The sequence below is a fragment of the Bacteroides fluxus YIT 12057 genome (assembly GCF_000195635.1).
Lineage (GTDB): Bacteria > Bacteroidota > Bacteroidia > Bacteroidales > Bacteroidaceae > Bacteroides > Bacteroides fluxus.
In genome coordinates, this window is sequence record NZ_GL882610.1 from 41,075 (window position 1) to 57,032 (window position 15,958).

The following is a 15,958-nucleotide window of genomic DNA, read 5'->3' on the forward strand; positions in this document are numbered from 1 at the left end:
ACCGATGTCCAAGAATTAGACATTCTCCCGCATGCCGTAAAATCCGGCACGGGAAAAGGGGTTTCCCTCACCAGAAAACGCACTGCCTCCTACCGAAGCACGGCATATCCGGCAACAGAAAGCAGGAGGTTCGGCAGCAAAGGACAGAAAAAAAGAATTTTAGAAAAGTTTTTATCAAAAGAAAACTCTACCTTTGCACACAGTTTTCACCCGAACGTAATACAAATGCCTTACGTATGAAATTACAAAAACAACTATTCTTCCTGCTGTCCTGTTTATTGACAAGCAGCTGCAACTTGATAGACTACCATCCTTACGATGTGCACATCAGCGGAGAGACAGACGTCAACGCACACAACATCGAGCAAATAGAAAAAAACTGCAAGGGTAAGACAACGCTCCGCTTCGTGACAATGGGTGACTCCCAACGCTGGTATGACGAAACTGTCGATTTTGTAAACCACCTCAATCAGCGGGACGACATAGATTTCGTGATCCATGGCGGTGACATGAGTGATTTCGGCGTAACCAAAGAATTCATTTGGCAGCGGGATATCATGAATAAGCTTAAAGTACCCTATGTGACCTTGATCGGCAACCATGACTGCCTCGGTACAGGAGAAGAGACTTACCGTGCCATTTTCGGTGATCCCAACTTCGCATTCATTGCCGGGCGGGTAAAGTTCGTCTGTCTGAACACCAACGCCATCGAGTATGACTACTCCCGGCCCATTCCGGATTTCGAGTTTCTTACAAACCAGATACACGACCGTGAAGATGAGTTCGACAAGACCGTCATATCTATGCACATCCGGCCGTTCTGTGGAGAATTCAATAATAACGTGGCTCATGTATTCCAACGCTACGTGACCGAATTCCCCGGGATACAATTCTGCACAGCCGCTCATGAACACCATCTGTTTGAAGAAGACATTTTCGATGACGGAATCATGTATTACATGAGCGACTGCATGAAAAAACGTTGCTACTATATATTTACCATAACTCCTGATGGCTATGAGCGTGAAGTGGTTTATTACTAATCGTCTGCTGTGCATGGCGGCCATCCTGGTCGCATTGCCTTCTTTCCTGTCCGCACAAGAGTCCGGCAACATTCATATAGAGCCGTGCGGCATCTTCCGCGACACGGTCATTCCGGTGAAGCACGACACCGTTTGGGTTTATTGTAAACGGGATACCGTGGTTCAGAGCAAGGGAAGCACCAGTCGATATGACCGCCGTGTGCACCGTTACCGTAAGCATTGGGAGGCTCTTATTCCGACACATACCAAGATACAGTTTGCCGGCAATATGGGACTGATCTCCTTGGGTACCGGTTGGGATTATGGCAAACACAACCAATGGGAAACGGACTTGTTTCTGGGAGTACTGCCCAAATATGAATCCAATCGTACAAAACTCACTTTTACCCTGAAACAGAACTATATACCTTGGAACCTGCAAATCAAGGAAAGCCGTTTTTCTGCAGAACCCCTGTCTTGTGGCATGTATCTGAATACCGTATTCGGGGACGAGTTCTGGGTTAACGAACCGGAACGTTATCCGAAAGGTTATTACGGTTTCTCGTCGAAAGTGCGTATCCATGTCTTTCTGGGGCAGCGTATCACTTACGACATAGACCCGAAGAGACGCTTCACGGCCAAAGCTATCACATTCTTTTACGAACTGAGCACCTGCGATTTATATGTTGTCAGTGCTTTCACCAACAAATATCTCAAACCGAAAGATTATTTAAGCTTGTCTTTCGGATTGAAACTGCAACTGCTATAAACCTCTGTACTGTAATCGTAAACCTCTACTTTCCGGTTGCCAAGTAGAGGTTTACGACGTGCAAACCTCACGTGGGCGTCTTGACGTACTTTGGGGAAACTGTACGGATATTGAAAATTATTATTTAACCGGAAAGGCTCCTTCGATAAAATCCACTAACTTTGCCTGCAAGAAATCAGATTGACTCATGGCAAAAAAATCAGGAAATATCCTCATCGTAGATGACAACCGGGGCGTGCTGACCGCCTTACAACTTCTGCTGAAACCCTACTTCGAACAGATAACCACTCTTTTTTCCCCTGTTACCTTACCCAGTGTATTGCGTGAAGGAGACTGGCAGGTCGTCCTTCTCGACATGAATTTTACTTCAGGCATCAATACGGGAAACGAAGGGCTGTACTGGCTGCATGAGATCAAAAAACTACATCCCGCCCTGCCTGTCGTGCTTTTTACGGCATACGCCGATATCGACCTTGCCGTACGGGGCATCAAAGAAGGCGCTACGGATTTCATAGTAAAGCCATGGGATAACCAAAAGTTAGTGGAGACATTGCTGAACGCCGCATCGGCAAGCCATAAAAAGACCTCTGCCATCCCCGGCAAGGCAACGGGAAGCAACAATGCCTCAATGACGCCGCATGCCATGTATTGGGGAGAAAGCCCCGCCATGCAACGGCTCCGCCTGCTGGTGGAGAAAGTGGCCGTTACCGACGCCAATATCCTAATTACCGGTGAGAATGGTACAGGAAAAGAAATGCTGGCACGCGAGATACACGCACTTTCTCCGCGCCACAAGCAAGATATGGTCAGCGTGGATATGGGTGCCGTCACCGAAAGCCTTTTTGAAAGCGAGCTGTTCGGCCACATGAAGGGTTCTTTTACCGATGCCCATGCAGACCGTGCCGGTAAATTCGAAGCCGCCAGTCACAGTTCACTCTTTTTGGATGAAATCGGAAATCTCCCCTATCACCTGCAAGCCAAACTGCTGACCGCTATCCAGCGCCGCAGTATCGTCCGTGTAGGAAGCAATGCACCCATTCCCATAGATATCCGCTTGATTTGCGCCACCAACCGCGATCTTCCGGAAATGGTAGCCAAAGGAGAATTCCGCGAGGACCTGCTCTACCGTATCAATACAATACACCTTGAGATACCGTCATTGCGCGAACGCCCCGAAGATATCATCCCTCTTACCGAACGGTTCATTTCCCGCTTCTGCAAGCAATACGACAAAGCTCCCGTCAAACTGACTGACGGTGCCCGCGAGAAGCTGATGCTTCATCCGTGGTATGGCAACATCCGCGAACTGGAGCATGCCATCGAAAAAGCCGTCATCATCTGCGACAATGCTTTCCTGCCAGAAGAATTGTTCCAGTTGCCCCGCCGTACAAATGTTGCAGAAACCGCCGCATCCACACTTGAAGAGATGGAGATGCAGATGATTCGGAAAACCTTGGATAAATGCAACGGGAACCTCTCTGCCGTTGCCGCGCAGCTGGGAATCACAAGGCAGACCTTATATAACAAGATGAAGAAGTATGGAATTTAAAAGTATATGCAAATATTATCCGTTCCGTGTCACGGTCAGCTTACTGGCAGCGTTTCTGGCAGGAGCCTTATGGACACTCGTCTTCACCGGAGGTAACGTAGCAAATGGTCCGGGGAATCCGCTATTTTGGGCCATTGTCTGCACACTTTTCCTTCCGGCTGTCCTGTACTGGCAACAAAAACGGTATCGGCACCATGTACAGAAAGTGCTGTTCATGCTTGATGCCATAGAGAACAACGATAATGCCATCCATTTTTCCGAAACAGAACCCAACATGGATTCACATCTTGTAAACCGGGCCTTGAACCGGGTTGCCCACATCTTATATAATGTAAAAAGTGAAACAGCCCAACAAGAAAAATATTACGAACTTATTCTGGATTGCGTCAACACCGGCATACTCGTACTCAATGACAATGGCGCAGTATATCAGAAAAACAGTGAGGCACTGCGGCTACTGGGGCTGAGCGTATTTACCCATGTCAGCCAGCTGAACCGTGTCGATCCACGTCTGACCCAGGTTCTCACCAATTGCCATCCGGGTGACAAGCTGCAAATAACCTTCAGTAACGAGCGAGGTACCGTCAACCTTTCCGTCCGCGTCAGCAATATCACCGTACGGAAAGAACATTTGCGGATTCTTGCCCTGAATGACATCAACAGTGAACTGGACGAAAAGGAGATTGACTCCTGGATCCGTCTGACTCGTGTATTGACTCACGAAATCATGAATTCCGTCACTCCGATAACCTCTTTAAGCGAGACTTTGCTGGGGCTTACCACTGAAAGTCCCGAACCTTCAGACAGTAAAGGATACAATACGGAATCCTGCAACATTAAGGAAGAAATACGTAACGGACTGCAAACCATCAGTAGCACAGGAAAAGGACTGCTTGCCTTTGTTGAATCTTACCGCAAGTTTACACGTATTCCTACTCCCGAACCCTCCCTGTTTTATGTCAAAGGATTTATAGAACGTATGGTGGGGCTGTCCCGCCACCAGCACCCAGGTTTACAGATTACCTTCCATACCCACATAGCACCGGACGATCTGATTTTATACGCGGATGAGAATCTGATTTCCCAGGTAGTCATCAATTTACTTAAAAATGCCATACAAGCGATAGAATCAGACAAAATGCCGGATAAGGAAGGACGTATCTGCATCCGGGCCTATTGCAATGAAGCCGAGGCCATCTTGGTTGAAATATCCAATAACGGCCCTGCAATTCCCCAAGACATCGCCGAACATATCTTCATACCTTTCTTTACTACCAAAGAAGGCGGCAGTGGTATCGGTTTAAGTATTTCACGACAAATCATGCGGCTTTCCGGAGGAAACATCTCTTTACTCCCCGGCAAGGAAACTACTTTTGTCTTGAAATTTAATTGAACTATTTGGAAGTTGCATTTGTTAAGTATTATATTTATCTTTGTCCACGAAGACAGTGGAATCATTATTTCTATAACCTTATAATATTCTTTATATGTTATTTACAGCAGAAAACATACTACTTACAGGTTCTATTTTACTTTTCGTCAGTATCATTGTCGGCAAGACAGGTTACCGGTTCGGTGTTCCCGCCTTGTTGCTTTTTCTTGTAGTGGGCATGCTCTTCGGCAGCGACGGGCTTGGACTACAGTTCCATAATGCAAAGGAGGCACAATTCATCGGTATGGTTGCACTTAGCATCATCCTGTTTTCAGGCGGCATGGACACTAAATTTGCGGAAATAAAGCCCATTCTCACGCCCGGTATTGTTCTGTCCACCGTAGGGGTATTGCTGACGGCCTTATTTACCGGATTATTCATCTGGTGGCTTTCAGGCATGAGCTGGACCAATATCCATCTGCCGCTTATCACATCGCTACTGTTGGCATCCACCATGTCATCTACTGATTCCGCCTCCGTCTTTGCCATCCTGCGTTCACAGAAGATGAACCTAAAACACAATTTACGCCCGATGCTTGAGTTGGAAAGCGGCAGCAATGACCCTATGGCATATATGCTGACCATCGTACTTATCCAGTTAATCCAATCTTCCGGAATGGGAATCCCTCAAATAGCAGGCTCATTTGCCATACAGTTCATTGTAGGTGCGGGAGCCGGCTATCTGCTCGGAAAATTGGCAATCCTCATGCTCAATCGTCTGAATATCGACAACCAGGCACTCTACCCCATCCTGTTGCTATCATTCGTATTTTTCACTTTCTCCATAACCGACCTCCTGAAAGGAAACGGTTATCTGGCAGTATATATCGCCGGCATGATGGTAGGCAACAACAAAATCATGTACCGCAAGGAAATCTATACGTTTATGGACGGACTGACATGGCTTTTTCAAATCATCATGTTCCTTTGCCTCGGTTTACTTGTCAATCCTCACGAAATGGTCGAGGTTGCCGCCGTAGCATTGCTCATCGGTGTATTCATGATTGTCATCGGGCGTCCTCTCAGCGTTTTCCTCTGCCTGCTGCCGTTTGGAAAGAAAATAACCTCAAAGTCACGTCTGTTTGTATCCTGGGTAGGACTACGCGGTGCCGTTCCCATCATTTTCGCCACCTATCCCGTAGTGGCCCAAGTGCCCGGTGCAGGAGTCATTTTCAATATCGTATTCTTCATTACCATCGTTTCACTCATCATTCAAGGTACTACGGTTTCATGGGTCGCACGTCTGTTCGGCCTCTCTACACCTATGGAGAAAACCGGAAATGATTTCGGTGTGGAACTGCCGGAAGAAATAGACTCCGACCTGCGTGACGTGACAGTCACCCAAGAAATTCTGGAACGCGGAGATACTCTGAAAGACATGAATCTGCCTAAAGGTACTCTCGTCATGATTGTGAAACGCGGCGATGAATATCTCATTCCCAACGGTACCTTGAAACTACATGTCGGTGACAAGCTTCTGCTCATTTCAGAAAAGACAAAATGATAATTCAGCGAATAAAAAGATAAAACGGAACTTGTTTTGCATTAGTATAAGCCCTATATTTGCGCAGTTTTAACTAAAGTGTGCAGAATACGAATGGAACAGGAACAAGGGTTCATCGACTACATAGAACAAAGTATCATCCGAAATTGGGATCGCAACGCTCTTACAGATTATAAAGGAATCACCTTACAATACAAAGACGTAGCAAGAAAAATAGCCAAATTCCATATTGTACTGGAAAGCGCAGGAATCCAACCCGGCGACAAAATTGCCGTCTGCGGCCGCAACAGTGCCCATTGGGCAGTTGCTTTTCTCGCTACTCTCACCTATGGTGCCGTTGTAGTCCCTATCCTTCATGAATTCAAGGCCGACAATATACATAATATTGTCAACCATTCGGAGGCCAAACTTCTTTTTGTCGGTGACCAGGCATGGGAAAATCTCAACGAGGAAGCGATGCCATTGCTGATGGGCATTGCATTGCTGACAGATTTTAATCCGGTAGTCTGCCGCAACGAACAGTTATTGGAAGCTTTCGAACATCGTAATGCTATTTACGGCGCACGATACCCCAAGAATTTCCGTCCCGAACACATTTGCTACCGTAAAGAGCAGTCACCCGAGGAACTGGCTGTCATCAATTATACATCCGGCACCACGGGTTATTCCAAGGGAGTCATGCTCCCCTACCGCAGCCTTTGGTCCAACATCGCCTATTGTCATGAAATGCTGCCTGTACGTCCGGGAGACCATATCGTTTCCATGCTTCCACTGGGACACGTGTTCGGTATGGTATATGACTTTTTATATGGTTTTTCTGCCGGTGCGCATCTGTATTTCCTGACCCGCATGCCGTCACCCAAGATCATCGCACAATCATTCTCTGAAATCAAGCCGCGTGTCATCTCATGTGTGCCGCTCATCGTAGAGAAAATCATCAAGAAAAACATTCTGCCCCTGATAGACAATACCATTGGCAAAATACTGCTGCGAATGCCCATCGTCAACGACAAGATTAAGGCAGATATGCGTAAAAAGGCAATGGATGTATTCGGTGGAAACTTCGATGAAATCATTATCGGCGGTGCGCCTTTCAATGCAGATGTAGAACGGTTCCTCAAGCAAATCGGTTTCCCCTATACCATTGCCTACGGCATGACGGAATGTGGCCCTATCATCTGCTCCAGTCGTTGGGAAACCTTGAAACTGGCTTCGTGCGGCAAAGCAACCACCCGCATGGAAGTGAAGATAGACTCCCCGGATCCGCAGAATGTGGCAGGCGAGATTATCTGCAAAGGAGCCAACCTGATGTTGGGATATTACAAGAATGCCGAAGCCACCGCACAAATCATTGATGTCAACGGCTGGCTACATACCGGTGATCTTGCCACCATGGACACCGACGGCTACGTAACCGTACGCGGCCGCAGCAAGAACATGCTGCTTACTTCCAGCGGACAGAATATTTATCCGGAAGAGATTGAAAGCAAACTGAACAACATGCCCTATGTATCCGAGTCCCTGATTGTACTGCAACAAGAGAAACTGGTTGCACTTATCTATCCGGACTTTGATGATGCTTTTGCCCACGGATTGGAACAGACAGACATCGAAAAAGTCATGGAAGACAACCGTAAAGAGCTGAATATGCAACTGCCTGCCTACTGCCAGATCACCAAAGTAAAAATATATTTTGAGGAGTTTGAAAAGACAGCCAAGAAGAGCATCAAACGTTTTATGTATCAGGAAGCAAAAGGATAACCTGCTATGAATATACAGACATTCATTACCAACTACCGCGAGGCATTCGGCACACAGGCTGAACTTCCCATAGCCTTTTGGTACTCCAATCAGCCGGAAATCACAATAGAGAAAGTAAACGGCTGCTTGTTCAAGTGTATGAAGCAAGTGCGAGACGGTAAAAGTATCAGTCTCAGCAATGAGACCATAACCTGTGGAGGCGGCAAATTCTATACCGGATTCAGCGAGATGCCAGAACGTGTTCCGGGCTTTGTTTCCTTGAAAGAAAAATATAAGAAAACTCCCGAAACGGTGATTGACTTCCTCCAAGAGTTGCAAGTACCCAGAACGGAGTACACCTATCTACACTTTGCCCGTATCGACAAGATTCCTTCTTTCGAGATTGCGGAGGGCATTCTTTTTCTGGTTACTCCCGACATGCTGTCGGGACTGGCAACATGGGCTTATTTTGACAACAATGCACCGGATGCAGTGGCAGCCCCATTCGGTTCGGGATGCTGTTCTGTTGTCACCCAAGCCATCCTTGAAAACAGGAAACAGGGAAAACGGACCTTCTTGGGATTTTTTGATCCTTCTGTACGTCCTTATTTTGAGAATGACATATTGAGTTTTACCATCCCCATGTCCCGCTTCAGAGAAATGTATTTCACAATGCGCGAAAGCTGCCTGTTTGATACACATGCCTGGACGAAGATCAAAGAAAGATTGGAATCCGTAAAGAAAGCTGCATCTCCCGTTACCGCTCCGCTCTCCTTCCCTATTCTACCCGGCATTACCTTACGTGAAGTAACAATGGCAGATGCCGCCGCCATTTACCATGCCATCGACACACACCGCGAATACCTGCGGAAGTGGCTGCCCTTTGTGGACAACATGTCCTCGGTGGCCGATGAGGAAGCTTTTCTGGAGAGTGTACTCCATGTTCCTTCAGACCGATATGAACCCATATTCGGAGTATGGAACAATCATGATGAAATTTGCGGATTAATAGGATTCCACTTCTCTGATTTTGCCAATCACCGTACCGAAATCGGCTATTGGCTTCTGCCGGAATATCAGCACCGGGGTATCATAACCACCGGAGTCCGCAGCCTATGCCAATGGGTGGTAAAAGAGAAAAACATGAAACGCATACAGATCCGTTGCGCTGTCGGCAACAAGGCAAGCAATGCCATCCCGCTACGTCTCGGTTTCCATCATGAAGGAACGGAGCGTGCCGGTGAACTGCTGTCCACAGGCGAATATACAGACATACATGTGTACAGCATTCTGAAAGAAGAAATACTTGCGGAAAGGTAATTCATCAGCCGGAAAAAGTGTTTATCAGAAAACTTGTCTATTATGGAAATAAATCAAGCAGCCCCAAAGTTTCAGGATGTGTCAATCGCACCTATGCACACCACAGAGCACATTATCAATCAAACCATGATAAGGCAGTTCAATTGCGGGCGCTCCATCTCTGCACATATTGAACGGAAAAAAAGTAAGCTGGATTATCTCCTTGCAGCCTGTCCCACGGAAAAAGAAGTGAAACAACTGGAAGAAACGGTTAATGCGGTAATCGCACAACATTTGCCCGTCACAACAGAATTTATCACACAAGAAGAAGCAAAAGGAAGATTTGATCTGGAACGTTTGCCTGAAGATGCTTCGGAAACGGTACGTATAGTCAAAGTCGGAGAATATGATGAATGCCTTTGCATCGGTACACATGTAGCAAATACATCCGAAATAGGTATCTTCAAAATCATCAGCCATGATTGGGATGAAGAAAACAAACGTTGGAGAATGCGCTTTAAATTAATATGAAAATCTATCAATTTTAAATAAATTGATAGCAAAAATGGCATTAAACAAGTAAAACAGTCAGTATCCTAATGACAAATCGTCAACAAAATAAGTAAAAACCTGCTGGCACAAGGTTTGCAATATAGTCAGTGAACGATGGTTCAAGAAACAGACGGCAAAGGTCGGAAGACCAATTCCCGAAGTAGTTGAACCGACGTCCAAACCTAAATTGAATGTTTAACTTAAACGAATAGGAGACTATAACTATGATGCCTGTAAGAAGAAACCAGAATTGGTTACCGAGTATTTTTAATGATTTCTTTGACAATGACTGGATGGTAAAAGCAAATGCCACCGCCCCTGCCATTAATGTATTTGAAACCGAAAAAGAATACAAAGTAGAATTGGCTGCTCCGGGGATGACAAAGGAGGATTTCAACGTTCATATTGACGAAGAGAACAATCTGGTCATCAGCATGGAGAAAAAGACAGAAAACAAGGAAGAGAACAAGAAGGAAGGCCGCTATCTTCGTCGCGAGTTTTCATACTCCAAGTTCCAACAGACAATGATTTTGCCGGATGACGTTGATAAGGACAAAATCTCTGCCCAAGTTGAAAACGGTGTCTTGAATGTCAATCTGCCCAAGTTCACCGAACAAGAGAAAGAAAAGGCCAAAAAATTCATTGACGTGAAATAAGCCGACCGGTAATAAGAAGAATTCCCCGTTGCATTACTTTTTGCAACGGGGAATTTCTTTTATAGCCAATTCCATTTGATTATGCTTTCTTTCTTTTCAAGAAACGATCCGTCAGCCATTTACGTACCGGCTCATCATAGAGTTTCAAACTGGCATAAGCAACCACAAAGGAGCCTATAAAAGCAAGTATCATATAGGGCAATCCCTCAACAATCGTCGCATTATGATTGCAAGCCCATGCCGTATAAGTATATATCAACGGATAGTGAGTGATATAAATAGGATATGAGATATCTCCTAAGAATTTGCACACAGCTACGGAGCGTTTACCGGTCACTTTCCCTCCTGCACCCATTGAAACAATAATCGGGAAAATACAGATAATGCAGAAAGCTTCATAAAGCCCGTTCATCCAATAACCGTCCTCACCACCGATACGGGGAATGGAAAGCACAACCACAACCATCAGGCTGCACCACCAGAAAGCACGTTTCCGAGTACGTATCAGCCAGCCAAGACGAGACAGAAGCAGACCGCCAAAGAAAGGATACATCAGCCGCACCATGCCCACATACTGTTGTTCCCAATTCAAAGCCCAGCCGCCTACAATGTCACCGGTCGGAGCTGTAAGGCAACGATAAACCGTAAAACAACCTGCTGTCACAACCAGAATAGTCAGCGCCACTTTGTTGAACTTACGTACAAACAAAGCATACAATATATTACCGATGTATTCATAGTAAAGCGACCATGCCGGACCATTCAGCGGATGCATTTCCGTCCAACCGCGGATATCCCATTTCAAGGGAAGAGGAAGCAAGGTACAACCCAACAGCATTACCAGCAGCACCGTAGAAACAGGCGTATCTGCAATAGCTGGGAAACAGGGAGCCTTCTGGAAATAGAAAAATGCCGCTCCTACGATACTTCCCATAATAACCATGGGCTGCAGACGGACGAGACGGCGTTTGAAGAAAGTGCCTACACTCATCCGGTTCCAGCGATCATCGTATGCATAACCGATCACGAAGCCCGAAAGCATAAAGAAAAAATCCACTGCCAAATAACCGTGGTTAATAATCTGATTGAGATGGCTACCTCCTGAATGTGCCTCCAGAAGATGAAAAACAATCACCATAACGGCCGCTACGCCTCGCAACCCGTCAAGAATCTCATAATGTGGCTTCGAAGCCAGATAAGTGGTTTGTGTGTTCATTTTGGTATAAGATATTAAAATAAAAGAATCAAACTAAATCTATTATTGTTAAAAACGCAGTCTCCATTGCTTGTAAAGCCTCGTTGCGCTTGCTTATAAACACGGAGAATTCTTGATTAAAATAAGCCTTCATCATTTCTTCCGACAAACAATACTTCTCATACTCACTGCTCCATTCAGTAGTACCTTTAAACAATTGGGATAGTTTCAAAGCATCAGTCTTTGAACTACATACTATTGTATTGGAACAATTTCTATTTTCCAATCCCTCAACCGGCACCGTAATCGTCTCAAAGACAGAACTAAAATCCTTATCCACTCTAATTGCCAACATAGCAACAGCCACAAGACTGCATACCCTTACAGACCGGAGTGAATATTTTTCCGGGAATGGAGTTACCACAACAGCATCATAATTATCTAAAGGTAACGTTTCTGATCCATCAGCAAAACGCCGGAACCGATAAATATCATTTCTGATTCTTGCCAAAGAAGTATTGGTAAAATAATTTACATAAGTGGTATAAAAGAACCATCTCTTCAGTTCGTGTAATTGTTCTCTTGTGGGATGTGATACGATTCTAAAGAAATCAGCCAATATTACCAAATGATAAGAATATGGGAGTATTTTACTATCTATCACTCCACATTCCATATACAGAAACTCTACAGCTTTTCTAATGTTTTTATTCACTTCACGCATTGTCTGAGGAAGTTGCTCCTTAATAGCTAAAATATCTTGAATCTTACCATCGATAAAAATCTTGTCAGTGTGATTAAATACACACTTAAAAATCAAATCACGGCTAATGTCTGCAAAGTTATATTCAGCCAAACCGTTCTTAATATTTGTAATAGCTTGTCCAAAAAGAAAATCAGAATCCGTATTGTATGCCAAAGCCTGAATCATATAATCCTTGCTAATGACCGTTGCTTTAGAATTCAAACGAGAAAAAATTTCTACTGCCTCATCAATAGTTCCGCCTTTGACGTTAATATATCCCAATTCATACGATTGCAGAATCCTATTCACATATTTGGCCCTATCCGCATATTTCTGTTTTACTGTTTCCGGCAAACTACTCCCTCTCAGCCGTTCCAAATAGCCCACTAAAGAATAGGTATCAAATGCCTCTGAAAAAGCCAGATTATTGAAACGTTCTCTCTTAAAATTAGGTTGTCTGAAAGGTCTCATGTCATCAAGATTAACAAAAAAGTCCTTGGAAAAATCACCTTCCTCAAACAAAGACCCAAGCAATACAGTCACCCGTTGCCGTCCATCCAATATATAACACACATCTTCCAGTTTACCGGCAGTTATTGGAACATCCACTTTCACACCCTCAATATTATCTATGGTCATGAACCGTTCCTGTTCCGGAGTCCATAAGATAAGAGAACCTATAGGAAATCCCTTCAATATACTATCCAACAAATCAAGCATTTGCCCCGTATTCCATACAAAATCCCGTTGGAATTTAGGTATCATAATTCTACCATTTTTAATTCTGTCCAAAATGGTAGTCATGTAATCTCTGTCTGCTTTTATATTCATCATACAAGTTTGGCAAATTTCAATATTAACGACTGTACCTCGCTTATGCTCATCCCATTATGTATTAAAGGATGGTGAGCTGTTATATTCATCAATTCCTGCTTGTTTATATAATTGCTTAGTACGGGTAAATTTTGTTTTTTATAGTGTCTTTTAGAATTATTTTTAATGTATTTCTCCACATCCTCAAAGTCCCAAGCCAGAACAGATAAAGGATAAGCAAGGCAATCATCGGCCAGTTGAGCTTCTTTATAGCATTCAATATTAAAATAGTTTTCCATTTCCCGCTTATATAACCGATGATGCATCAATCGATTATCTATTGAAAAGTCCTGAATCTTTTTCTTTTCATTGCTCAATTCGGCATCTTCTGCTTCTTTGTCACTATCATATACGGCTATCAGTTTATAGACACTTAACTCTCCAAATTCAGCCATACGCTCCGAAAGGGTATTGATAATCTGACCGGCACTCCCCGCATTATAAGGTCTGATGCCTCCAGTGCATTTCTTCTTTTCAACAAGCATATTTACACTCTTGAATATGCGGTCATTCTTCATCAGTTCTATCCATTTCCTCAATACAGGCCAGTCATTCGCTTCATTCTCCACCACTATATAAGATGGAGTATTAACTAATAATATTGCCTGGCATGGCTCAATGTATCCCGATCCGAACCCTACATTAACTTGTGAAAGATGGGCAGCCATAGTTCCCGTTATATCTCTGAACTCATTGTTTTTTCTAATAAGCTCAATATCCATCATCCCCAGGAACTGAGTTGTCAACACCTCTCTTTCCACCCATTGCCATATATGAATAGAGGCTTTCACATAGTGCATCTTTTCCACTATAGCGGCAATAAACTTGGCAAGTATGCCTTTGGCCTTTACATCAGAACCTTCCAAAGACTCATCAAATACAAAAATCATTCCACTTTGTTTTTAGAAGCCTTATTTTTTATTTCATTCAAAATTTCATAAGACTCATTGAATACTCCTGTAGGCCAATCACTCAAATCTCCTTCCGAATTGATTTCAATCCTCCTTAAATAAGCACTTCCATCTTCATCCTCATCCACAAAATAAATCAATACATCTTTCTCTGTCAAAGGATTTTCTCTATCCACAACAGCTTCTCTAATTCCAAGCAAGAGATTTTCTGAATGCGTTTCAATCAGATAACAATGATTCAGTTCCTTTGCTGTACAGGCAAACAATTTGGCTAAATTCAAATGAGCCGCCGGATGCAGATGCAATTCTGGCTGCTCAACAGCTATTACCGTATTATCGTCAGGCATGAAACAACGAACTACAATCGGAAGTACTTGGCCCATTCCTTGCCCTTCATCAGCAATATTCACAAAAAAAGGAATACCTCTCTTTTGCATTCTCACTTGATACATTCCTTTATCCAAGGATTTGATATCCATTCTCGTTCCACTGAAATTATCAGCATACCATGCCGACACCTTTTCCTGCAACTCTACAGAATCATACAAAATATCATAAGCCGCAGAACCGTTAAGTCCTACTTTTTCATAAGACTCCATCCCTCTATAAGAATACGCACGCATAGGAGACTGCCGAAAAGGTCCTATATAATCCACCTTGACACCCCCGAACCATAATGCTTTGGGACACTTCAGTTCTTCCAAGACCTGCGAATTGATAAACCCTGCAAAACTATCGACTGAATATTCTTTTCCTGTTCCTTCACAAATATACAAATAAGTATCATTTTGCTTTTTCAATCTCAACAATATCTCCCGTCCCTGATAACTTGCACTATATTCGTTAATTATCACGTCCCCCTCTGCCTTCATAGAAAGTAAAGAAACACGGATAACCAATCCAGACTCGAATTCCACACAAAAAGAAAGCCCTAAAGAATTACCATTATAAGCTATATCAGAAAAAGATGATCCAAGTGTCACTCCATCATTATCAAACTTAATCACCGATTTTTTCAGCAATCCCGAAAAAGAAGTCTCCAACATAGGAAGCAACTTCAAAACAGAACTCTTGCCACTACTATTTTTCCCTACTAATATAGTAACCGGAGCAAGTTCTATCTTTTCAGAACCTGCAAATCTTTTATATGACGAAAAAGAAATACTTTTTAAACACATACCACTTATATTATTTCTCTAATTTCAGCAATCTTCTTGCAAAGATACTAATTTGCAAAAAGAGAAGCGACTAATTACCAAAGAAAAAGCGATGACGATTATAAATCTTCACCGCTTTTTGTCATACTCATATTTTAGAGTTCATTCCTACCCTCACTAATTTCTTGCCGTCGAGTATATATAGGGAATCAGATAACCCTTTCCATCTATCTGTTACCCCCTCAAAGCAAATACCACATAAAAGATAGCTTGATAGTAACGCTCTGCATATAAAATACAGGAAGTCATAACGCACCTCATCGTTTGGGAACCGCAAGGTATAGAAGAGAACCTTCCTTATCATACCCCTTAATGGTCAGACAACCAATCTGTTTCAATAAATCCACTAGAGTAGCGATTTATATAAATAAAAAACGCTGAAACCATTTACTTTTATAAGTAGCTTCAGCGTAAGTACTCTTTGCATGATCATGATACTGTCTATGCAGATTGATGAAACCCAAAATATCTCTTCATAAAACAGATGTAAACCA

13 protein-coding genes are annotated in these 15,958 nt (G+C 43.6%); 9 read left to right on the forward strand and 4 right to left on the reverse strand.

All coding sequences use genetic code 11. The features are described from left to right. Positions 1 to 236: 236 nt before the first annotated feature. The 9 genes from HMPREF9446_RS02195 to HMPREF9446_RS02235 all read left to right on the forward strand — a co-directional run bounded on the left by HMPREF9446_RS02195 (position 237) and on the right by HMPREF9446_RS02235 (position 10,523). On the forward strand, positions 237 to 1,043 hold the full coding sequence (locus HMPREF9446_RS02195) for a metallophosphoesterase family protein (protein ID WP_009123751.1): 807 nt from the start codon (positions 237 to 239) through the stop codon (positions 1,041 to 1,043). Next, entirely contained in the window at positions 1,018 to 1,791 is a 774-nt protein-coding gene (locus tag HMPREF9446_RS02200) for a hypothetical protein (RefSeq protein WP_039968280.1), read from the forward strand. The genes HMPREF9446_RS02195 and HMPREF9446_RS02200 overlap by 26 nt, the downstream gene beginning before the upstream one ends. Before the next feature lie 187 nt (positions 1,792 to 1,978). Further along, complete coding sequence (locus HMPREF9446_RS02205; protein ID WP_009123754.1) at positions 1,979 to 3,340, forward strand: sigma-54-dependent transcriptional regulator; 1,362 nt, start codon at positions 1,979 to 1,981, stop codon at positions 3,338 to 3,340. Then, positions 3,330 to 4,733, forward strand: coding sequence for a sensor histidine kinase (locus tag HMPREF9446_RS02210; protein WP_009123755.1), 1,404 nt, complete (start codon positions 3,330 to 3,332; stop codon positions 4,731 to 4,733). The genes HMPREF9446_RS02205 and HMPREF9446_RS02210 overlap by 11 nt, the downstream gene beginning before the upstream one ends. A 94-nt stretch (positions 4,734 to 4,827) precedes the next feature. Next, positions 4,828 to 6,276, forward strand: coding sequence for a potassium/proton antiporter (locus HMPREF9446_RS02215; RefSeq protein WP_009123756.1), 1,449 nt, complete (start codon positions 4,828 to 4,830; stop codon positions 6,274 to 6,276). Between the two features lie 93 nt (positions 6,277 to 6,369). After that, entirely contained in the window at positions 6,370 to 8,037 is a 1,668-nt protein-coding gene (locus tag HMPREF9446_RS02220) for a long-chain fatty acid--CoA ligase (RefSeq protein ID WP_009123757.1), read from the forward strand. Positions 8,038 to 8,043: 6 nt separating this feature from the next. Beyond that, a complete protein-coding gene (locus HMPREF9446_RS18060; RefSeq protein ID WP_009123758.1) occupies positions 8,044 to 9,336 on the forward strand; it encodes a GNAT family N-acetyltransferase in 1,293 nt (430 codons plus the stop codon). A 42-nt stretch (positions 9,337 to 9,378) separates the two neighbouring features. Continuing rightward, positions 9,379 to 9,846 carry an alanyl-tRNA editing protein gene (locus tag HMPREF9446_RS02230; RefSeq protein WP_009123759.1) on the forward strand — a complete coding sequence of 156 codons (468 nt, stop codon included), beginning with the start codon at positions 9,379 to 9,381 and terminating at the stop codon, positions 9,844 to 9,846. Positions 9,847 to 10,091: 245 nt separating this feature from the next. Then, positions 10,092 to 10,523 (forward strand): Hsp20/alpha crystallin family protein, encoded by a 432-nt coding sequence (locus HMPREF9446_RS02235; protein WP_009123761.1) that lies wholly within the window; start codon positions 10,092 to 10,094, stop codon positions 10,521 to 10,523. A gap of 79 nt (positions 10,524 to 10,602) precedes the next feature. Here HMPREF9446_RS02235 and HMPREF9446_RS02240 read toward each other — a convergent pair whose 3' ends face one another. From HMPREF9446_RS02240 to HMPREF9446_RS02255, 4 genes are read right to left on the reverse strand one after another with little or no spacing between them, the layout of a single operon-like run. After that, positions 10,603 to 11,739, reverse strand: a complete 1,137-nt coding sequence (locus HMPREF9446_RS02240; protein ID WP_009123762.1) for an acyltransferase family protein — start codon at positions 11,737 to 11,739, stop codon at positions 10,603 to 10,605. Between the two features lie 28 nt (positions 11,740 to 11,767). Continuing rightward, entirely contained in the window at positions 11,768 to 13,297 is a 1,530-nt protein-coding gene (locus HMPREF9446_RS02245; protein WP_009123763.1) for a DUF262 domain-containing protein, read from the reverse strand. Then, on the reverse strand, positions 13,294 to 14,226 hold the full coding sequence (locus tag HMPREF9446_RS02250) for a hypothetical protein (protein WP_009123764.1): 933 nt from the start codon (positions 14,224 to 14,226) through the stop codon (positions 13,294 to 13,296). Before HMPREF9446_RS02250 ends, HMPREF9446_RS02245 begins: the two co-directional genes overlap by 4 nt. Continuing rightward, positions 14,223 to 15,425, reverse strand: a complete 1,203-nt coding sequence (locus tag HMPREF9446_RS02255) for a DUF3696 domain-containing protein (RefSeq protein ID WP_009123765.1) — start codon at positions 15,423 to 15,425, stop codon at positions 14,223 to 14,225. The genes HMPREF9446_RS02250 and HMPREF9446_RS02255 overlap by 4 nt, the downstream gene beginning before the upstream one ends. Positions 15,426 to 15,958: the final 533 nt, after the last annotated feature.